15 protein-coding genes and 1 pseudogene are annotated in these 20,694 nt (G+C 70.3%); 4 read left to right on the top strand and 12 right to left on the bottom strand.

Annotated elements, in window-relative coordinates; all coding sequences use genetic code 11:
* Window positions 1-9 precede the first annotated feature (9 nt).
* Genes F603_RS0110790 through F603_RS0110775 form a run of 4 tightly spaced genes read right to left on the bottom strand, consistent with a single transcriptional unit; the run spans window position 10 to window position 5,720 of the window.
* A complete protein-coding gene (locus tag F603_RS0110790; RefSeq protein WP_019546027.1) occupies window positions 10-1,155 on the bottom strand; it encodes a Glu/Leu/Phe/Val family dehydrogenase in 1,146 nt (381 codons plus the stop codon).
* Window positions 1,155-2,486 (bottom strand): MFS transporter, encoded by a 1,332-nt coding sequence (locus F603_RS0110785; RefSeq protein WP_026328316.1) that lies wholly within the window; start codon window positions 2,484-2,486, stop codon window positions 1,155-1,157. Before F603_RS0110785 ends, F603_RS0110790 begins: the two co-directional genes overlap by 1 nt.
* Window positions 2,483-4,147, bottom strand: a complete 1,665-nt coding sequence (locus tag F603_RS31935; RefSeq protein WP_019546025.1) for a thiamine pyrophosphate-dependent enzyme — start codon at window positions 4,145-4,147, stop codon at window positions 2,483-2,485. Before F603_RS31935 ends, F603_RS0110785 begins: the two co-directional genes overlap by 4 nt.
* 7 nt (window positions 4,148-4,154) lie before the next feature.
* On the bottom strand, window positions 4,155-5,720 hold the full coding sequence (locus F603_RS0110775; RefSeq protein WP_158678633.1) for a M24 family metallopeptidase: 1,566 nt from the start codon (window positions 5,718-5,720) through the stop codon (window positions 4,155-4,157).
* 222 nt (window positions 5,721-5,942) lie between these two features.
* Between F603_RS0110775 and F603_RS0110770 the strand changes: the two genes are divergently transcribed.
* A complete protein-coding gene (locus F603_RS0110770; RefSeq protein ID WP_158678632.1) occupies window positions 5,943-6,632 on the top strand; it encodes a GntR family transcriptional regulator in 690 nt (229 codons plus the stop codon).
* A gap of 636 nt (window positions 6,633-7,268) precedes the next feature.
* Here F603_RS0110770 and F603_RS0110760 read toward each other — a convergent pair.
* Window positions 7,269-8,687: an FAD-binding oxidoreductase gene (locus tag F603_RS0110760; RefSeq protein ID WP_019546021.1), complete on the bottom strand. Its 1,419-nt coding sequence runs from the start codon at window positions 8,685-8,687 to the stop codon at window positions 7,269-7,271.
* A 245-nt stretch (window positions 8,688-8,932) separates the two neighbouring features.
* Between F603_RS0110760 and F603_RS0110755 the strand changes: the two genes are divergently transcribed.
* A complete protein-coding gene (locus tag F603_RS0110755) occupies window positions 8,933-10,474 on the top strand; it encodes an FGGY family carbohydrate kinase (RefSeq protein ID WP_019546020.1) in 1,542 nt (513 codons plus the stop codon).
* Between the two features lie 27 nt (window positions 10,475-10,501).
* On the opposite strand, the gene F603_RS0110750 is transcribed toward F603_RS0110755, so the two are convergent.
* Entirely contained in the window at window positions 10,502-11,284 is a 783-nt protein-coding gene (locus F603_RS0110750) for an IclR family transcriptional regulator (protein ID WP_019546019.1), read from the bottom strand.
* Between the two features lie 203 nt (window positions 11,285-11,487).
* On the opposite strand from F603_RS0110750, the gene F603_RS0110745 reads away from it, so the two are divergent.
* On the top strand, window positions 11,488-13,173 hold the full coding sequence (locus F603_RS0110745; RefSeq protein WP_019546018.1) for a glycerol-3-phosphate dehydrogenase/oxidase: 1,686 nt from the start codon (window positions 11,488-11,490) through the stop codon (window positions 13,171-13,173).
* Between the two features lie 111 nt (window positions 13,174-13,284).
* Here F603_RS0110745 and F603_RS31930 read toward each other — a convergent pair.
* Both F603_RS31930 and F603_RS0110735 read right to left on the bottom strand, forming a co-directional pair.
* Window positions 13,285-13,713: pseudogene (locus F603_RS31930) on the bottom strand (SAM-dependent methyltransferase); the annotation flags it as partial.
* A 281-nt stretch (window positions 13,714-13,994) separates the two neighbouring features.
* Complete coding sequence (locus tag F603_RS0110735) at window positions 13,995-15,047, bottom strand: YeiH family protein (protein ID WP_019546016.1); 1,053 nt, start codon at window positions 15,045-15,047, stop codon at window positions 13,995-13,997.
* Between the two features lie 86 nt (window positions 15,048-15,133).
* Here F603_RS0110735 and F603_RS0110730 point away from each other — a divergent pair, with 86 nt between their 5' ends.
* Window positions 15,134-16,042, top strand: a complete 909-nt coding sequence (locus F603_RS0110730) for a LysR family transcriptional regulator (protein WP_019546015.1) — start codon at window positions 15,134-15,136, stop codon at window positions 16,040-16,042.
* Between the two features lie 282 nt (window positions 16,043-16,324).
* Here the strand turns inward: F603_RS0110730 and F603_RS0110725 are convergent, their stop codons facing one another.
* The 4 genes from F603_RS0110725 to F603_RS0110710 form a co-directional block, all read right to left on the bottom strand.
* Window positions 16,325-17,872, bottom strand: coding sequence for an amidohydrolase (locus F603_RS0110725; protein WP_019546014.1), 1,548 nt, complete (start codon window positions 17,870-17,872; stop codon window positions 16,325-16,327).
* Complete coding sequence (locus F603_RS0110720) at window positions 17,869-18,528, bottom strand: FMN-binding negative transcriptional regulator (RefSeq protein ID WP_019546013.1); 660 nt, start codon at window positions 18,526-18,528, stop codon at window positions 17,869-17,871. Before F603_RS0110720 ends, F603_RS0110725 begins: the two co-directional genes overlap by 4 nt.
* A 79-nt stretch (window positions 18,529-18,607) precedes the next feature.
* A complete protein-coding gene (locus F603_RS0110715) occupies window positions 18,608-19,645 on the bottom strand; it encodes an ABC transporter ATP-binding protein (protein ID WP_019546012.1) in 1,038 nt (345 codons plus the stop codon).
* Window positions 19,638-20,693, bottom strand: a complete 1,056-nt coding sequence (locus F603_RS0110710) for an ABC transporter ATP-binding protein (RefSeq protein ID WP_019546011.1) — start codon at window positions 20,691-20,693, stop codon at window positions 19,638-19,640. The genes F603_RS0110715 and F603_RS0110710 overlap by 8 nt, the downstream gene beginning before the upstream one ends.
* Between the last annotated feature and the right edge of the window lies 1 nt (window position 20,694).

The following is a 20,694-nucleotide window of genomic DNA, read 5'->3' as shown; positions in this document are numbered from 1 at the left end:
GAGCTGGTTTCAGGTCCGCTTGTTTCCGCCACGTACCTCCATGGCCCGGCGCACGCGGTCCTGGGCCAGTGCGCGTGCCGCGTCGTGCGGAAGGAGCTCCTCCGCCCGGGACTTCTCGGTGACGCTGAGGACGTTGGCGCGGATCTTGTCGGAGGTGGTCGCAAAGACCGCGTCGGTGTCGGGACGGAAGGCCGACTGCCGTGCGTCCATGGAGAAGGAGGCGGCGATGGTGCCGCCGGCGTTGGCGATGAAGTCCGGGACGATCCGGACCCCTTGCTCATGGAGGGCCCGCAGTGCTCCTTGGGTGACGGGAAGGTTGGCGCCCTCGACGATGAACCGGGCCTTGACCTGCTCGACCAGGTCGAGATCGATCACGTCTTGGCGGGCGGCGGGGACCAGGACGTCGGCGTCGGTGGTGAGTTCCGTGCCGAGGGGCAGCGTGGGGGAGTCGTAGTGCTGGACGCAGGCGTCCCCGTGCGTGGCGCGCAGCCGGAGCAAGGCGGGTACGTCGATGCCGTCGGGATCGTGCAGGGCACCCTGTGAGGTGGAGATGGCGACGACGGTCGCCCCCAGCTTCGCCAGGCGTTCGGCTGTTGCGGCGCCGACCGCGCCGAACCCCTGGACCGCCACCCGAGCCCCGGAGAGCGCAACGCCGTCGATTTCCAGGCTGGTGGCGACGGCTTCGGCCACCCCGTGACCGGTGACGCCGAGTTCGTCGTACGGCATTCCGCCGAGAACCGCCGGCAGGCCCACGGCGGCGCCTCGGAAACCCAGTTCGTCCTGGATGAGGGCGGCGTCGTTCTCGGTCAGTCCCATGTCGAGACCGAAGACGTACTCCTCGGGCACCTCGTTCGAGAGCTTCCGGGCGAAGGCCCTGACGACCTGTTCCTTGTCCGCTCCGGCCGGGTCGCCGAGGATTCCGGCCTTGGCGCCGCCGAAGAACAGGTCGGTGGCCGCCCACTTCCAGGTCATCACACGAGCGAGTCGAGCGACCTCTCCGACGGTGAGCGTGGGGGACATCCGGGTCCCGCCCTTGCCTATCCCGCGAGCGGTGTTGTCGATGACAAGTACGCCCTTCATCCCTGTTCTGGCGTCGGAGACCGCGACGACTTTCTCGGGGCCCCACTCGTCGATACCCGGGAAGAGGTCCTGCATTATTCTTGCACTCCTTTGTTGAGCTCGTTGAGTTCGATTCCACTGGTCTCCCGCATCGCGTACGCGGACGCCGCTGTTCCCAGCGCGGTGAGGGCGACGTAGTAGGCAGGGATCAGTTCACTGCCTGTGAGATCGATGAGGGAGACCATCAGGAACGGTGCGGCCCCGCCGAATATGGCGGTCGAGAAGTTGTAGCCGACGGCGTAGGCGGTGACCCGTATTCGGGTCGTGAAGAGCTCGGCAAGAGCCGCATGAATAGCACCCGTGTATCCGGCGAAGCAGATACCGAGGGAGGCGAGGCCGAGCATCATCCAGCCGATCCCGGACTGCAGTGCGAAGAAGGCGGGTACGGCCACGACTGTCATGGCGACCGAGGAGCCGATGAGCATCGGGCGCCGCCCGATGCGGTCGGACAGTGCTGCCGCCGGAGGAATGACGAGAAGCAGCACGATGATCGCGGCCCCTGTCGCCGCGAAGGCCTGCAACTGGGAGTGTCCGAGGTCGACCGTCAAATAGGTGGGCATGTAGGTGAACAGGGCGTAGTAACCACTGCTGTTGAGCAGGCACAGTGCGGCGCAGAGGAGGATCGCGCGCCGTACTCCGGGTGCGGTCAGCGCGGTGCGCAGCGGGGTGCGTTCCTCGGCGGCTGCTTCTTGCATCGCGCGGAATGCCGGTGACTCGTCGAGGCGGCGGCGCATGTACATGCCGATGATCGCGAGTGGCAGTGCCAGCAGGAAGGGGAGCCGCCAGCCCCAGGAATCGACCTGATCGCTGTCGAGTGCGGAAGCCAGTGTCAATCCGGCGAGGTTCCCGACCAGCATGGCGGCAAAGGCCCCGGACTGGCCCCAGCTCATGAGGAACGCTCGTCGGCGCGGGGGTGCGTGCTCGGCCACGAAGGACATCGCGTTGACGACTTCGCCGCCTGCCGAGAGTCCTTGCACCAGCCGCAGCAGCACCAGTAGCAGCGGGGCGGCGACGCCGATCGTCGCCTGCCCGGGAAGCAGGCCCATGAGGACGGTGGCCGCAGAGATCATGAGCAGCACGCCGACCAACACCCGTTGGCGGCCGAACTTGTCGGCGAGGTAGCCGCACAGTACGCCACCGAAGGGACGGGCGACGAAGGGGACGGCGAACACGGCAAAGGTGGAGAGGAGCGCCGTCGTGGGGTCGGAGGAAGCGAAGAATTGACCGGCGATCGGAACGGCGAGGAAGCCGTATATGCCGTAGTCGTACCACTCGACGAATTGCCCGATCGCCGCCCCTGCGGCCACCTTCCCGGGGCCCGTTGACACGGGGCCGGGGTCTGGCCTTGTGCGTGTGCTGTGGCTCATGCCGGTGCTCCTGCGTGGGAAGGTGGAGACGGCCGTGTGGCCGGCATGTCGAATTCGATCTCGATCAACGAGGGTCCGGGAGTATCGAGCAGCTTGGCGAGGGCGTCGGAGAATTCCTCAGCAGTGCCCACCCGGGCAGCGGCCGCCCCGAAGGACTGTGCAAGTTGGACGAAATCCGGATTGGTGAGCCCGGTACCGCTCACGCGTCCCGGATAGTGCCGTTCCTGGTGGTCGCGGATGGTTCCGTACCGGGAGTTGTTGACGACGACGGTGAGGACGTCCAAGCGATAGCGGGCCATCGTCGCGAGCTCCTGGCCGGTCATCAGAAAGCAGCCGTCACCGGCGAACGCGACCACCTTCCGGTCCGGTTGGGCGAAGGCGGCGGCGACGGCCGCGGGGACGCCGTACCCCATCGCGCCGCTCTGGGTGGCTACTTGCGAGGGGTAGACGGTGTAGCGGTGGTGCCGCTGTGCCCAGGCCGTGTAGTTCCCGGCCCCCATGGTCAGGACGGCGTCCGTGGGGGCGTGCTTGTCGAAGACCCGCATGAACGCCGCAGCCTGCTCGTCGGCGGCGCCCATGTCGTACCCCTCGACCAGGCGCCGGCGCAGGGCCGCGCACCACTCCTCGCGTTCCGAAGAGCGCTCGAGATTCTCCGGCAGCGTCTCCAGGAACGCCTCGGGCGAGGCGGCGATGGCGAGTTCGGAGGGGAAGGTGTGCGCGAGAACCGTGGGTTCCGGGTAGACGTGCACCACTGCCGGACCTTCGGCGCTTCCGCTCCCGCCCTTCAGCGGCAGCTCCGCCGCTGACAGTGCGTCGGGCCGGGTGCCGAGGAGCACCACGAGGTCGGCTCCTTCGAGCCGCCGGTCCAAACCAGGCGTGGTGCGCAGCCCGAGTGTTCCGACATAGGCAGGGGAGCTGTTGTCGATCAGGTCCTGGCAGCGGACGGTCGTGGCCACCGGTATCGCAGAACTCTCGGCGAAGGTCCGTAGACGCTCCAGCCCCGCCTCGCTCCAGCCGCACCGTCCGACGATGACGACGGGGGACCGTGCGGTGGTGAGGAGTTCCACCGCGCGCTCGGTGTCGGCCGGGTACGGCTGCGAGCGCGCGGACGGTCGGTGGGGTATGACCGGCGCGGTGGTCCGCTCGGTCAGCACATCCTCCGGCAGCACCACGACCACCGGTCCGGGCTCGCCCGCCACCGCCGTGGTCAGGGCGCGGGCCACCAACTCGGGAACGCGCTCGGGCAGGTCGATCTCGACGACCTCCTTGGCCACCGTGCCGAACATGGCCGCGTAGTCGATCTCTTGGAAGGCCCGGGTTCCGCGACGGGAGCGGGGAACCTGGCCGACGAAGAGCACCATCGGACTGGCGTCCTGCGAGGCGACGTGGACGCCGATGCTGGCGTTCGTCGCCCCCGGGCCGCGAGTGACCAGGCATACACCCGGACGGCCGGTCAGCCTGCCGTGGGCGGCCGCCATCATGGCGGCGCCCCCCTCCTGGCGGGTGACGACCATGTCGATGGCCTCGCGGTGTTCGTAGAGGCCGTCGAGTACGGCGAGGTAACTCTCGCCGGGGACGCCGAACGCCCGGTCGACGCCGTGCTCCAGGAGCTGCTCGACGACGGCGTGGCCGCCGGGACGCGGCGCGGTTTCGCTGTTCATGGTGGTGTCAGCTTTCTCGGTCGGTGAGGAGGACGGTGCCGGTCGGGGTGAGGAGCCACATGTCCTCCGCACCGATGGCGTGTGCGCCCAGGGGCCACTGGATCTCGCATGCTCCGTAGTCGCCCACGCGCAGGACCTCCCGGTCGCCGGGCCGGAACTCGGAGGAGAACGACTCCTGGCGCCCCATCAGGTGCCCGACGTTGCGCATCGCGTATCTGACCGGCAGGTCGACCCCGGCCGGCCAGTGGCCGGCCTGCTCCAGCGAGGCGCGTTCGCCGAGGAGGCGGTCGACAACGTGACGGTGGATGTCCGCGAAGCCCACCCCGGGTCGGATGACGTCGGTGATGGTCTCCCTGACGACCCGTTGGAAGAGGCGGTAGGCGGCCTCGGCGTCGTCGTCCCCCACGTAGGTTCGTGCGACATCCGAGGTGGCGAGCGTGAGCCCGTCAACGACGACCGCCAGCCCGGCGTCGAGCTTGAGCGAGGTGGTATCGGCGTTCAGCGCGTGCGACGACGCAAGGGACGGGTGCAGAGTGCGGGTGCCCGCATGGCAGTTGGAGAAGAACTCTTGGATGCAGCCGGGAAGTCCGAGACCGGCGGCGAAGGCGCGTGCCTCGTCGAGATACGCGCGCTGCGTGTCCAGTTCGGACACGGCCTCTCCGGCCTTGATCCGCTCGCGGGTCCGACTGACCGCCCGCTCGAGCGCATAGGCGCTGGCACTGGTGACGAGGACGAGAGCCGGGAGGTACTGGTGATCACGTCGCTCGCGCCACTTCGACAAGGCGTCGGAGCCCGGTACCAAAGTGAGTCCCGCTCGCCGCAGTGCCATGGCCTGCCCGATCGGCAGATGGTGCTGCTCGATCAGGACCCTGCCTGCGCCGAGGCCGGACAACGCGTCCAGGGCCGCGTCGACTGTGCCGTAGAGCCGGACTTCGGAGTCTCCCTGTCGGCACAGTGCTGCTCCGCCCCGCTCGGGCTGCGCCGTCAGTTCCTCGATGTTGATCGGTGAGGTGGCGAGCACGGCGTCCACGGCGTGCTCCGCCATGAGCGCATCGAGGTCCGCGAACCGGGAGTCCACGGCCCACGGCTGTGCGGCACTCGCCAAGGGGGCCAACCTCGGCGAGCCGGCGATCAGTCGGTTCGCCGCAGGTCGGAGCTGTTCCAGCGCCTCGGCAAATCGGGCCACGACCGCTTCGCGGCCAATGGTCCGGACAGTCTTCGGGCCCGATGTCGCCTGCCGTGCGGGGAGGGGGGACAAACGCAGGTCCACTCGCTCGGCGAGGTGATCGTAGCGGGCCAGGACGAGGTCCGGTCCGACCTCCACGGGCCGGCCGCCGGCCAGCCGCGCCACAGCCGAGCCGAGGGTGGGCTCCACCTCGCCGAGGTGCTCGTCGAGCGTCATATAAGGATCGTGGAAGACCACGGGCCGCTGCACTTCGGACGCCTCGATCGCGCCACGCTCCATGTGGCGCACCAGCCAGGTGGTCGACTCCTTTTCGGCGGCCATGTCCGCGCTCTGTGAACCGTCTTCGTCCGCACGGTCCGTTTCCTCTACCGCGAGAGGTGTGGTCATGGGTTGTGCATCCCGCCGCAGATGTGGCCCCAGCATCTTCTTTCCGGCGTGAAGACCGCGCTCCACCAGCGCTTCGGGGTCAGAGACCAGTCGCATAGCCAACTCCCCACAGCACACCAACGATGCGCTAAACGGTGCATCAAACGGTATATGATTCGGTGCGCTGGACGCTATGATGTGCCTCGGACGCTGTCAATGGCCGAGATGAGAGAGGTTGCGACCTTGCCCCAGCAGTCGGAACCACGGGACTCCACCGCGAAGCACCCCCGACGTTCCTCCCGAGTTCCCCTCGCCACCCTCGCGGAGCAACAGCTCAAGAAGGAGATCCTCAACGGTGACCTGCTCCCGGGGGCGGCCCTCGTCGAGGCCGAGATCACCGACCGGATGGACATGTCGAAGACGCCGGTCCGCGAGGCGCTGCGCCTCCTCGCACGCAGCGGACTGGTGAGCAGCGACAGCTTCCGGACATGGCGCGTGCGCCGCCTGTCGGACCAGGAAGCCCGCGACATTTTCGAGATCCGCTCTGTCCTCGCGTCGAGAGCGGCCGAGAAGGCGTGCACGGTCGCCGACGAGCAACGGCATCGAAGGCTCCGTACCCTGATCGACGAGACGAAGAAGCTCGTCTCGCAAGGCGCGCATGCCGAACTGTCCACGGCCAACCGCGAGTTGCACGCCGAGCTCGCCGCCGACTGCGGCAACGAGGAGGTCATCCGCCTGCTCGCCAGCTATGACGACATCCTCTGCCTCGCCATCGTGCAAGGCTGGCGCCGCCTGGACACCAGCGAGAAGGAGTTCCACGAACACTGCGCGATCGTCGAGGCCTTCATCGAGCGCGATGCCCAGCACGTAGGGGAGTTGATGCGTCAGCACATCTCCGGATTCGCCCACCACTTCCCCGCCCGCCACCGCTGACGACGAAGCAGGGTCGCATCCTGTGCTGACGCAGGCGTCCCGGTCTCGACTTTCCCGGCGCGCCCGGCGCCTGGCCGTGGAGACCGCCCGTGCGCGGAGGGCCTTGTCAGGTTGAACGGTTGGCGCCGATCCCCGGCATGCACGTCAGGTCTGCGGCAGTGGGCGGGACTTCGGCAGGATCTCGGTCGTGGTGGCCAGGCGGGTGCATTGACGCAGCACGTGCGTGAGTTGTGCGGCGGTGTTCGTGCCGAACACGACGACGGTCTGTTCGTCCGAGGGGCGATGATGAGACGTTCGGCCGGTCGGTTGGGGACGTCCTGACGGAGGCGACCACCTGCGACGTGAGGACATCGTCGAGGACGATCTTGACAACGTCGGCCTGGCGCGAGGTGTTCACCGGCCCGTTGCCTGCCCCGGGGTTTCACCGACGGTCCACGCTCCCGGCCCGCACCAGCGTGGTGAGCAACGGCAACCGGCCCCGTCGACGCGACCAAGGGCCGCCTGCCTCGGCATCGCGCCGATCTGTTGCCGACCCTCCCTGCCGGCCGCGAGTCACCGGCGAGGAGGGCGTCGTCCCGGGGCGCGGAGGCCGCAGGCCCCGGGTCGCGAGAACAGCGCCGGGGCCCGGACCACCGGTCAGAGGCTCGCCTTGCCGGGGTTCATGATCCCGGCCGGGTCGAGGGACTTCTGGAGGGTGCGCATGAGGTCGAGACCGGAGCCCAGCGCGTCCTGCATCCACGGTGCGCGCTCAAGGCCCACCCCGTGGTGGTGCCCGATGATCGCGCCGGAGCGCAGGCTCTCTTCGATCACGGAGCGCCACACGGCGTCGTACGCGTCCAGGGCCTCCTCGTCCGAGCCGAAATCGCCGCGAACGATGGCGTACAGCGCGGCGCCCTGGTCGTAGACGTGGCTGACGTGCGCCATGAACTCGCTCATGTGCGGCGCCGCGGCCTTCTTGAGGCGCTCGTACAGCCTCGGCAGTTCCGACCAGGCCGCGGTGACCTCGATCGCCTCGGCGACACCGCCCTTCCTGTCGACGGCGTCGGTCGACCACGAGTAGTCGAAGCGGCGCTGCTCCCAGTTCACACCGGGCTCGGGGCCGAGGACCTCGCCGCCGTGCTCCTCCACATGTCCGAGGACGATCTTTTCCTCGGCTTCGACGAGGTCGGGGGCGCCGTCGAACGCGAGGATGAGCAGCCAGCCGGGGGTGCCGGCGAACTTCGCGTGCTTGGCGGACGCCTCGACCGGGTCGTAGACGCGCACGACCGCCGGGTGGACGCCGTCGAGCAGGGAGCGGCGTACGGTCTCCAGGGCTTGCTCGAAGGTGTCGTAGCGGACGGAGTTGAAGCGACGGGACTGGGGCTGGGGGACCAGCTTGAGGGTGACATGCGTGATCACGCCGAACATGCCCTCGGAGCCGATGAAAAGCTGCTTGAGGTCGGGACCGAGCGAGGCACGCGGCAGCGAACGGGTCTGGACGACCTCGCCGCTGGGCAGGACCACCTCGATGTCCCCCATGCGGTCCTCGATGTTTCCGTACAGCGACGAGAACGTGCCCGATCCGCGCATGGTGATGCAGCCGCCCACGGAGGCGAGGTAGTACGACTGCGGGTAGTGGCCGATGGTCAGGCCCGAGTCCTTGATCGCCTCGTCGAGTTCGGACAGACGGACGCCCGCGCCGACCGTGACCGTTCGGTTGGTCACGTCGACCTCGCCGACACTGTCGAAGCGCGCCATGTCGAGCACGACGCCTCCGCGCACCGGGATGCCGGCACCGACCGTGCCCGACCCGAGACCACGAGGCGTCACGGGGACGCCGTGCGCGGTCGCCCAGCCCATCACTCGCGACACCTGCTCGGTGGTGGTGGGGCGGACGACCAGCGCGGCGGTCGCCATCGGGGCGTCGTTCGCCTCGGCCTTCTTGCTGCGGACCGAGGCGTCCGCCGACATGGCGCGGATCTCCTCGGGAGCCGAGACGAGGATGGACCCGTCGACAGTGGCGCGCAGTTCGTCCAGCGCCTCCTGCGGGATGGTTGCGATGGCACCGGTGATCATTGCTGCTCCTTGGGTCCGTCGTCGATTGCCCGGGCGGCGGCTGAGTGCCTGCCGCTTTCTCACCTTCGTCGCGCGGCTCCACGGACCGTCAACGCGTTTGACATCCGGCGTCAAAACGGGCCTCCGAAGAAGCCCCCATTGTCACGGCGTGACAATTTCCTTGCACCCTGGCGCGACGCTCCGACCATGGCGAAGAACCCGCGGTACAAACCACGGATTCGGACCACAACGCGGTGGAGGAAAACATGAGCGCGCGCCACGTCCTCGTGCTTGACGAGGGCACCACCAGTACCAGGGCCGCACTCTTCGACGACCGGTCCCGCGTCGTCGCAAACAGCGCGCTTCCCCTCACGACCACGACGTACCCGGACGGACGGGTCGAGCAGGACGCGGTGGAGCTCTGGGAAACGTCGCGGTCCGTGCTCAGCGACGTCGTCGCCACCGCCCGGGACGAAGAACGCGACATCGCCACGCTCGCGATCGCGGTACAGCGCACCACCACCGTGCTCTGGGACGCACAGACCGGGCAGCCCGTCGCGCCGGTCGTCAACTGGCAGGACACCCGTGCCGCGGCCCGCGCCGACGAGCTCTCCGCGGAGTGGGCCGGGAAGGCGAAAACCGCCACGGGCCTGGTGCTCGGCCCCGCGCACCTCGGCCTCCACCTCGACGCACTGCTCGCCCGGGACCCCGCCCTGCGCGACCTCGCCGAGCAGGGACGCCTGCGTGCGGGGACACCCGAGACCTGGATCATCTGGAACCTGACCGGTGGCACCGAGGGCGGGGTCTTCGCGACCTCCACCTCGTGCGCGGGCTCGACGGGTCTCTACGACCTCCGTACGGGCCGGTGGTGGTCCGCACTCCTCGACCACCTCGACATCCCCGGCACCGCGCTCCCGCAGGTACTCCCCGAGGACGCCGACTACGGCACCACGCGCGCCGACCTCATCGGTGCGGACATCCCGATCACAGGCGTCCTGGGCGACCAGCAGGCCGCACTGTACGGCCACGGCGCGTTCCAAGTCGGCGCGGTGAAGTGCACCCACGGCACCGGAAGCTTCATCGACTTCCACGTCGGACCCGATCCCGTGGACGCCGGCGAGGGCCTCGACTGCCGCATCGCGTGGACCACTGCGGGGTCGCGCGCCCACATGCTCGAAGGGGGTTCCTTCGTCACCGGCAGCGGCGTCGACTGGATGGTGAACGAGCTGGGCGTCCTGCCCTCGGCCGACCGGATCGACTCGGTCTACTCCGCGGGAAAGGCGGACTCCGGGCTGGTCAGTGTCCCGGCGCTCGCGGGCTTCGCCGCTCCCTACTGGGACTCGACGGCACGCGGGATGGTGATCGGCTTCAACCGGGGCACGACCGCGGCGGACGTGGTGCGTGCGACGGTCGACGGCACCGCCCACACCGTCGTCGACATCATCGAGACGATAGCCCGCAACGCACGCACCAACCCGACCGTCGTCGTGGTGGACGGCGGCCTCAGCCGCTCCGACGCGCTGCTCCAGTCGCAGGCCGACCTGCTCCAGATCCCCGTCGTCCGGGCCGCGGACGCCGAGTACGTCACTGCGCGCGGAGCTGCATGGTGCGCGGGCATCGCCTGCGGCGTCTGGGCCGACGAAGAAGCGGCGGTCGCCACGAAGAGCGAGGGCCGGGAGTTCACCCCGCGCATGAGCCCGGAGGAGCGGAACATCCGCCGGAGTGCCTGGCAGGATGCTGTCTCACGGGCACTCGGCTGGCGAAGCGCGCAGTTGCCGTCGACGCCCGCGCGGGGGCCGCAGGACTGACCCGGGTGGCCACCCGCCGTGGCGCCCTCAAGCCCCGCTCTCGCCACCGATCGCCGCCGAGAACCCCTTCGCCGCGGGCTTGAGCGCCCGCAGCAGCTCGGCCCGCCGGGGCCCGCTCATCACCGCGCTCTTCGTCGAAACGGTCAGCGCCCCGACCGCACGGCCGCCGACGCCTATCACGGGCACTGCGACGCACGTGATCCCGAGGGCGTACTCCTGCCGGTCCTCGGCGAAGCCCTGCCGCCGGACGCGCAGGCACTCGCGCTCAAGGTCGCGGAGGTCCGTGAGGGTGTGCTCGGTGAACCGCTCGAGCGGCCGCACGCTGTACGCCTCGAGCGCCGACCGGTTGTAGGCGATGAACACCTTGCCGCTCGCACTGGCGTGCAGCGGACGCCGCGAGCCCGGCACGATCGGCGGCGACTTCTCCGAAACCGGCGAGGAGCGGCTCGCCGTCGCGACCGTGACCGCGGTGCCCTGGTCGCACACGGTCGCATGGACCGGCTCCCTGGACCCCTCCGCCAGCTCCTCGCAGAACATCTGCGCGCGGCGCAGAAACTCCCGCTGGTCGGACGTGTTCTGGGCCAAGCCGGCGATCGTCGGACCCAGCCGGTAGCGGCTGCGCTCACCCGCCTGGGTGACCATCCCGAGAGCCCTGAGAGAGGAGAGGTGCCGGTACGCGGTGCGCTGGTTGAGGCCGGTGCGGACCTGTACTTCGGCGACGTTCGCGCCGGCGGGCCCCGCCTCGCCCACGGCCTGAAGGACGCAGAAGGCACCGTGCAGGACCGCGGGAACCTTCTCCTGGTCAGTCACGATCGCTCCTAGACCCACTCGGATTTCCTGGTACGGGGCCGGCCTGAGACGTCGCGAGGGGCGAAGAAGGCGGGCCCTTTTTGACACGATACGTCAATGCGTTGGACGTCCCGGAGTCGTCGCCGCAGGATGCCGAGTGAGTACGAAACGCACCGCCGATCGCGCTTCGACCGGCACACACGCCATATGAGGTGGCCGCCACGATGTCCCGTGCCCCGCGCAGTACCGTCGCGAACCAGACCGCACCCGTCGCCTTCGACCGCGAAGCAGCGCTCTCCTCGTTGCGCGACAAGACGCTGGACGTCCTCGTGATCGGCGGCGGCATCACCGGAGTGAGCGTCGCGCTCGACGCCGTCACCCGCGGACTCACCGTCGGCCTCGTGGAACGTACCGACTTCGCCGCCGGGACCTCCTCGGCCTCCTCCAAGATGATCCACGGTGGGCTGCGGTACATCGAGCAGAAGGAGATCCGCCTCGTCTACCACTCCCTGCTCGAACGCCAGCGCATGTACGAGCGTGCCCCGCACCTCGTCAGCCGGCTGCCGTTCCTCTTCCCGATCTACCGTTCGAACGGCGTCTTCAGTCCCGCCCTCGCCCGTACGCTGCGCGCGGGCCTCGTCGCTTACGACGCGCTGGGGGGCTGGCGGATCGGCCGGCGCCACCGCCGCATCTCCCGCGAGCAGGTGCTCACCCAGTGCCCCACCCTCAAGCCGGAGGGGTTGCTGGGCGGCCTGCTGTACTTCGACTGCCGCACCGACGACAGCCGGCTGACGCTCGCCGTCGCGCGGACCGCTGCTCTCTTCGGTGCTCACGTCGCCAACCGAGCCGAAGTCGTCGCACTCGACTCGTCCGAAGGCCGGCACACCGCCACCGTCCGCGCCACGGGAGCCGACGGGACGAGTGAGGACATCCGGGTGCGGGCGAAGGCCGTCGTGAACGCCGGAGGCGTGTGGAGCGACGCCGTCAGCGCCCTCGCGGAGGCGGACCACCATCACCGGATTCGCCCTGCCAAGGGCGTGCACATCGTCGTGCCCTGGGAAAAGGTGCGCAGCCAGTCCACTCTCACCTTCCCGATGCTCGGGGGCGCGCGCGGCAGCGGCGGCAAGGGATTCGTCGTGCGCTGGGGCGACCACTGCTACATCGGGACGACCGACTCGCCGTACACCGACGATCTCGACGACCCGCGCTGCACACGGGACGAAGCGGAAACCCTCCTGGAGTCCCTGAACGCCGCGCTGGAGACGGACGTCGCGGTCGAGGACATCACCGGCACCTGGGCCGGTCTGCGCCCGCTCATCGACACCGGCGGCGGAGACACCTCCGAGTTGAGCCGCGAGCACGAAGTCACCGTGAAGGACGGTGTGGTCACCGTGGCGGGCGGCAAGCTCACGGTGGCACGCACGATGGCTGAGATCGCGACGGACAAGGTCTGCGACCTGCTGAACGTCCGCCGCTCCTGCCGAACGGCACGCCTGCCGCTCGTCGGCGGTGCGGACTTCGACGCCGAGGCGGTCGAGGCGACCGGTGGCCGCTTCGGCCACCTCGGCGGCCGGTACGGGACGGAGGCCCGATTCGTCGAGGACCTCATCGCGGCAGATCCCGCGCTCGCCGAGCCGATGGTGCCGAGCCTCCCGTACCTCTGGGCAGAGGCGGTCTACGCGATCCGCCACGAGATGGCACAGACCGTGACCGACGTACTGGAACGCCGCATCCCTGCACGGTTCCTCGACTCCCGGGCGGCCGCCTCCCTCGCAGACCGAGTGGGGAAGCTGCTGGCGGCCGAGCGTCGCGTTCCTTCGCACGAGGTCGACCGGCAGGTGGAGCAATTCGTCGCTGACGTGCACCGGGAGCGGGAGGCGCTCGGACTCGTTGCGGGCGCTACGGCCTGAGGACCCGCTGAGTCCGCGCCGAGCGCTCGGCGCTTTCCCGGCAGCCAGGCAGGAGGTCTCGGTGCGCCGGGAGGGGACACCCCGCGGGGAGGGACTGTCCTTGCTCCGTTCTCACGGTTTGCGTGCGACGCCGGCGTACACGCTGACCTGCTCGTCGGGGAGGTCGGAGAGCTCCTCGTTGCGCCAGCGGTGCGCCACCGCCAGTCCGGGGGCGAGGAGGTCGAGGCCGTCGAAGAACGGGTCGATCTCCCGTCGGGAGCGGAGTGCAGGGGTGGCGGCGCCCTCGCCGTACGCGGAGTCGAACGTCTGCACGGCCTCCGGGCTGGCGAAGTCGGACGAGCTGTGGGCGAGGACGAGGAAGCTGCCGGGGGCGAGGCCGTCTGCGGTCCGTCGCACCAGGGCGGTGGCTTGGTCGTCGGTGAGGAAATGCAGGAGGGCGACCATGGACACCGCGGTCGGCTCGAACAGGCCGAGGGTGCCGGTGACCTGCGGGGCGGTGAGGACGTCCTCGGTACGCACGTCCGCCTCCATGCAGGCGGTTGCCCCTTCCCCCTGCCAGACCGTTGATCCGGCCGCCCGGAGAGATCTCCCCGGGCGTCAGGGCTCACCTCGACCGGTAAACGACCCCGGGTGTCCGCCGAGCAGTGGTGACCCGGTAGCGGGTCGGCCAACTCCCGTGCGACGCCTGCTTGTTCCCGCTCGACGAAGCGCGGACCGGGCGTGGCGCCGCGCCCCGGAGCAGAACACGGGCAGGCCGAGCCCGCCATGGGACCGTGGCCGACCATCCGCCTCCGAGCCGCACGGTTGGGGCTCCGCGTCGCTCAACTCGCGAGGACGATCCCGACGTAGGCGAGGGCGGCCACGAGGAGGGTGGAGAGCGCCGCCAGGACGAAGGGCTTGACTCCCACCTCAATGAGCTTTCGGATCTTGACGCCGCAGCCGAGCCCGAACATGGCGGCCGCGAGCAGACCGGTCTGCAGCAGCCCACCCGTCGTCAGCACGGCCTCCGGCAGGGGAACGAACGAGCGCAGGAGCACCATGGCGACGAAGCCGACCACGAACAGCGGGACGATCGGCGGCAACTTCGCGCGCGAAGCCTGCCGGCCGGGGTCGGCGGTACGGCTTAGGCGGCGTTGCCGAACGCTGAGCGTGGCAACGACGGGAGCGAGCAGCAGCACGCGGGCGAGCTTGACGACGACCGCGACGGTGAGCGCGCCGCCGCCGATGATGCCTCCGGTGGCGACGACCTGAGCGATCTCATGAACGGCCCCTCCGGCCCACATCCCGGCGCTCTCCCCGCCGAGACCGAGCAGGTTTGCGGCCAGCGGCACGAGCGGGATCATCAGCGTCCCGAAGATCACTACGAGCGCGACCGCGGTGACCGTGTCCTCCTCCGCCTCGTCGTCCGGGTCGGTCACTCCCGCCGCCCCCGCCACGGCCGCAGCGCCGCAGATGGAGAACCCGCACGCGATGAGCAACGAAAGCCTGGGCGGAACCCGTAGCAGCCTCCCCAAGAGAACGGTGCCGAGCAGTCCGCCGGTGACGATGCACGCGACGACGAGCAGGATCGGGACACCCAGGTCGCGGATGTCCGTGAGCACGAGCTGGAGCCCGAGGAAGACGATGCCCACGCGCAGGAGTTTCTTCGCGGAGAAGTCGATGCCGGCTGCGGCGGCGGCCGGCATGCGCACGACGTTGGCCAGGAGCACACCGAGCACGATCGCGATGATCAGCGGGCTGACGCCCGGCAGCAGCAGGCTGAGCCCGTAGGACGCCCCGGCCGCGACGAGGCAGAGCACCAGCCCCGGCAGGAGAGAACGGACGAGCTGAGCACGCTCCCGGGGTTCGGTCGCGCCGAACTGCGTATGAGTCATGCATCCACCGTTGCGCCGAGCGTTGTGCACGAGTAGAGGCAGATGACGTGCGGGCCACAAGCTACGGTTGTGTCCGGAGGAGGACGATGAGCAACGAGCCCGACCTGGAGGCACTGCGCGCTCTCGCGGTCGTCGCCGAGGAGAGCAGCATCTCGGCGGCGGGCGTGCGACTGGGCGTGAGCCAGCAGGCCGTGTCCCTGCGCATCCGGAGCCTGGAGAGGGAGCTGCGCGTGCGGCTGCTCGTGCGCTCCGCCCGCGGCTCCCGTCTGACCCCCGCAGGCGAACTGGTCGTGGGCTGGGCGACGGCGCTGTTGGCGGCAGCCGACGAGTTCTCGAACGCCGTCGTGTCACTCCGCACCGACCGCAGCAAGACGATGCGCATTGCGGCGAGCCTGACGATCGCCGAGCACCTCCTGCCGGAATGGATCGCCCGATGGCGGGGTGCTCTCGGTGAGGACGGCCCGATCGGTCAGCTCACGGCGGCGAACAGCAGCGCCGTTGTCGAGGCCGTCCGCGACGGGACCGCTGACCTCGGGTTCATCGAGACACCGACCACCCCCGCAGATCTCGGTTCGGTCGTCGTCGCTCACGACACGATCGACCTCGTGGTGCAGCGCGGTCATCGGTGGGTGACCAGCGCACCCGTATCGGCCCGCGAGCTGGCGAATACCGGCCTGGTGCTGCGCGAACTCGGCAGCGGCACCCGTCAGGCCCTGGAAGACGCCCTCTCCGACGCGGGCTTCCCGCTGGCAGCCGAGCCCGTGGCCGTGCTGTCGACGACTCTCGGCGTCCGCAGCGCCGTCATGGGCGGCGTCGCCCCGGGCGCGCTGAGCTCTCTCGCGGTGTCCGACGACGTGCGCGCCGGCCGTCTCGTGCGCATCCCCGTCCGGGACTTCCGGATCTCCCGTCCGCTCACCGCCGTCTGGGCCGGAAAGGCGCCGCCGCGCGCCGTGCGGGAGTTCCTGGAGGCTGTTTCGCGGGGTTCAGGGAGCTGAGCGGGAATTGCGTCGGCCGGACTCCCGACGCAGCCGCAGGCTGGTCGGCTTGCGGGGAGGCGATCCAGCCGCCTGGTCCGAGGCGTGAGCGGACGGCAGTGCAGTCGGACGGACGCTGCTGACCGCATCGGCTCACCGAACACATCGGAACTGCTCGCCCAGGGGATGAGCTGCCGCGTCCCTGCAGGGCGCCCGAGCGGTCCCGCCCGCCTCTGCACGCCGACAGCGCTGCCCAGGAGAAGGAGCTGACGCCTGAGCCCCGCTTCCCCGCCGACGCGAAGGTCAGGAACTCTCCCTGTGGGTCCAGGAGCCTGCCAACAGGGTTGCGTGCACAGGAAATCGGCGAAGAGCGGTGTGCTCGGCCGTGAGGGGATCGGCGTCCAGGATCGCCAGGTCCGCTGGGGCGCCGGTCGATATCCCCGGGTGTGCTCCCGTGGAGGCGGCGAGCGCCTGGGCCGGGGTGAGCCGCTGTTCGGGATGCCAGGACGGTCGCTCGTCGTTGGTGCGCGCGACCGCGTTGGCGATGCTGAGCCAGGGGTCGAGGGGTGCCACGGGTGCGTCGGAGCCGAGCTCCAACCGGGCTCCTTCGTCGAGCAGGGCGGCGTAGGCGAAGGCACGGGCCGTCCGGCCCGCCCAGTGCTCGTCTGCGACGTCGCGGTCGTCGACCGCGTGCGAGGGCTGCACGCCTACGGTGAGGCCCAGTTGGGCGAACCGTACGAAGTCCGCTGCGCGCACGAGTTGACCGTGCTCGATACGGCCGGGGCAGCCCACTTCGGCGAAGGCGTCCAGCGCGAGTTGGTTGGCACGGTCACCGATGGCGTGTACCGCCGGCACCAGGCCGTGCCGGGATGCGGTCCGCAGCATGGCGACGAGGTCGTCGCCCACCGTCCTCGCCAGCCCGTGCGCTTCGGGAGCGGCCGGGTCCATGCCCGGGTACGGGGTGTGGCACAGCGCGGTACGGGTGTTGAGCGAGCCGTCGGTGAAGACCTTCAACGGTCCTGTTTCGACGAACGGTGCGAGTGGGGTGCCGGTGCGCAGGCCGCGGGCGACGGCCGCTTCCAGGTACTCGGGGTATATCGCGGCGGCCACCCGCAGCGGTGGCGGGGCCGTCGCCGCGCGGCGCTCCCAGTCGGTGACGTTGTCGGTGGCTTCGAAGTCGATGAGGCCGGTCACTCCGCGGCGTGCCGCGGCGGCGCACGCGTCCTCCACCCAGCCGTCCAGCGTTTCGGCGGGCACGCTGGAGAGCTGTGCGACGGCGCGCATGGCGGCGTCCTCGCGCAGCACCCCGGTCGGATGCCCGCCTTGGCCGAGGAGGGCGAGCGCCGCCGAGTTGAGCCACGCGGTGTGCAGGTCGGCGCTGATGAGCAGCGCCGGACGGGCTTGGGGCAGGGCGTCGAGCAGGTGCTTGTGCGGGGTGTCGGACCAGAGGCCGTCGCGGAAGCCGTAGCCGGTGACCAGTTCGCCGGGCGGCAGGGCGGCGGAGCTCCGTCGTACCACCTGCACGGCCTCCTGCGCGGACGCGGTGCCGGAGACGTCCAACCGCCGCCTCGCCACGGCCCATTGGGCGAGGTGCACATGGGCGTCCCGCAGCCCTGGTATCAGTACACGGCCGTCGAGGTCGGGGGCGCGTTCCTCGTCGAGGGTGCCGACCGCGGGCGGGGCGCTCGCACGGACCCCGGCGATCCTGCCGTCGTCGAGCTGCACGTCGTACAGGTCGGGACGGCCGGGGAAGCGGACGCGACGCAGCAGGCGCGGAGCGGGGCCGTACTCGTGGGTGCGAGAGACGGGGGTGGTGCTCTGCGGCGGTGCGTTCTTCTGCGGGTCGGTCATGACGGCCTCCGGAGGCTGCTGCGCATGGCACGGGCGAGTGCGGGGTTGGACCAGGGCTGGTCGGGCCTCTCGAGGGCGTCGGCCACTCGGTCCGCGACCTCGGCGCTCTCGTCCTGGCTCAGCTTCGCCTTCGCCACGACGCGGTCGGCGACGAGCCGGAATCCGGTGACGCCGGGGGCGATTCGCGTTGCGTAGGCACTGGCCTGGGAGAGCTTCCAGGGCTCGGGGAAGCGGGACTCGAAGTGGTCCACGGTCTCCGTCAGGACCTGGTAGGTCTCCTCGGGCCCGAGCACCTCGGGGCGGCCGTAGAGGTGGACGACGACGAAGTTCCACGTCGGCACGTGTGGTGTCTCCTCGTACCAGACGGGCGAGACGTAGCCGTGCGGTCCCTGCACGATGAGCACCGCAGGGAGGTCGCCGAGCCGGTGCGAGTCGGCATCCGTACGCGCCAGATGTCCGGTGACGGAGATACGGTCGGTGCCCGCCTCTCCCGCTGCGGGCTCGGCGGCGTCCGGCGGCTCCGCGAGCACCGGCAGGTGGGAGACGACGGGTTCGCCGTCGGCAGGATGGCTGACCAGCGTGGCCCAGGAGTTGGCGGCGATCACCTCGCGGACGGCGGCGGGGTCTTCCACCTGGAAGATCTTCTGTTGCAACATGCGGGCTCCCGGCAGCAGTTCACAAAACGGTGATGGTGGCTCTTCGGTCGGTGCGGGGCGGGCGAGCAGCGTCAGGGGCTCATGCCTCGGGGAAGTGGCAGGCGACGAGGGAGTCGTGCGTGCCGGTACGGGGCGCGGGAGCAGGGGTCTCGGTGCGGCAGGTCTCCCGCGTCTTCCAGCAGCGGGTGTGGAACGGACAGCCGCCCGGTGGGTTGCTGGGACTCGGCGGGTCGCCCGCCAGTACGAGGCGGGAACCGCGCCCCCGCCTGCGCGGGTCGGGGTCGGGTACGGAGGAGAGCAGCGCCCGGGTGTAGGGGTGTGCGGGGTGCTCGAACAGGGTGTCGCGGTCGGTGTGTTCGACGATCCGGCCGAGGTACATCACCGCGACCTCGTCGGCGAGCTGTCGTACCACCGCCAGGTCGTGCGCGATGAAGACGAGCGTGAGGCCGAACTCCCGCTGCAGATCCCGCAGGAGGTTGACGACCTGGGCCTGCACCGAGACGTCGAGCGCGGACACCGGCTCGTCGCAGACGAGTACCCGGGGCCGTAGCACCAGCGCACGCGCGATGCCGAGTCGCTGCCGCTGGCCGCCGGAGAACTGGTGCGCGCGGCGCCCGGCGTGCGCGGGGTCGAGGCCGACCAGCTCCATCGCCTCGTGCGCCTTGCGAGAGCGGGCGCGCGCGTCGGCCGGATCGCGGTGGATGTCCAGCGGCTCACGCACCAGTTGCTCGGCGGTCATCCGGGGATCGAGGCTGCCGTAGGGGTCCTGCATCACCATCTGGATGCCGCGCCTTCGACGGCGTCGCTCGGTGGTCGGCAGCGCGAGCAACTCCTCGCCGTCCAGCAGCACTTCGCCCGCGGTGGGGCGCTCCAGCGCCATCAACAGCCGTACCAGCGTGGACTTTCCGCAGCCCGACTCGCCCACCAGGCCGAGCGTGGAGCGTTCGGCGAGTGCGAGGTCGACACCGTCCACGGCCCGGACGGCGGCGGAACGGTGGCCGATCCTCCCGCCGCGCCCGGGATAGTGCTTGACCAGGTTCCTGGCCTGGAGGACGGGAACGCCGGTGTGCTGCACGGGTTTCGGCGCGTGCGCGGCGGAGTCGGTGGTCTCAGGCACGGGGCGCCTCCTGCGGGTCCAGGGGGTAGTGGCAGGCCGCTGTACGGCCGTCGGCGCCGGGCTCCAGGGCGGGCCGTTGGGTGGCGCAGCGGTCGCGCGCAGAGGGGCAGCGCGGATGGAAGACGCAGCCATCGGGGAAGGCGCCGGGCGCCGGTGGGGTACCCGGTACCGGAACCAGTCCTCCGACGGGTGCGTCGAGCGAGGGCACGGCGTTCAGCAGGCCGCGGGTGTACGGGTGCGCCGGGCGCTCGTACAGCCGCACCGCAGGGGCCTGTTCGACGATCCTGCCCGCATACATCAGGGCCACCCGGTCCGCCGTGCCTGCGGCGAGTCCGAGGTCGTGGGTGATGAGCAGCAGGGCCGAACGGTGCTCAGCGCACAACTCCTCCAGCAGCTCCATGATCTGCGCCTGCACGGTGACGTCGAGCGCGGTGGTCGGCTCGTCGGCGATGAGCACGTCAGGGCCGAGCGCGACGGCCATCGCGATCATGGCGCGCTGCCGCATGCCGCCGGAGAACTGGTGGGGGTGGTCGCCGTAGCGCCGCGCGGGGTCCGGAATCCGCACCCGGCCGAGCAGGTCGACGGCGGCCGCGCGTGCGGCGCGGCGGCTCAACCCCCGGTGCACGCGGAGCACTTCGGCGATCTGAAAGCCGACGGTGAGGGTCGGGTTGAGTGCGGAGAGCGAGTCCTGGAAGACGGTCGCCAAGTGCTTGCCGCGGCGGGCGCGCAGCGCGTCGTCGGACAGCGTGAGGAGGTCGGTGCCGCGGTAGCGGACGCTGCCGTGTGCGCGCACGTTCTCCGGCAGCAGCCCGAGTACGGCCATCGCGGTCAGGCTCTTGCCGGACCCCGACTCGCCTATCAGCGCCAGGGTTTCCCCTTCGTGGAGAGTGAATGACACCTGCTCCACGACCAGTTGGGCGGCGGCTCCCGGGCGCAGCAGCTCGACGCTCAGCTCCTCGACCTCCAACACGGGTCCCGGGCCGCCGTCGTCGCGGGGCCGTGAGGCGCTCCGGGCTGCTCGTGCGTCGCCGTTTTCGTGGTCGGCCATG

It is taken from the genome of Streptomyces sulphureus DSM 40104, from assembly GCF_000381025.1.
GTDB classification, from domain to species: Bacteria; Actinomycetota; Actinomycetes; order Streptomycetales; family Streptomycetaceae; genus Streptomyces; species Streptomyces sulphureus.
This window is presented reverse-complemented; position numbering and strand designations above follow the sequence as displayed.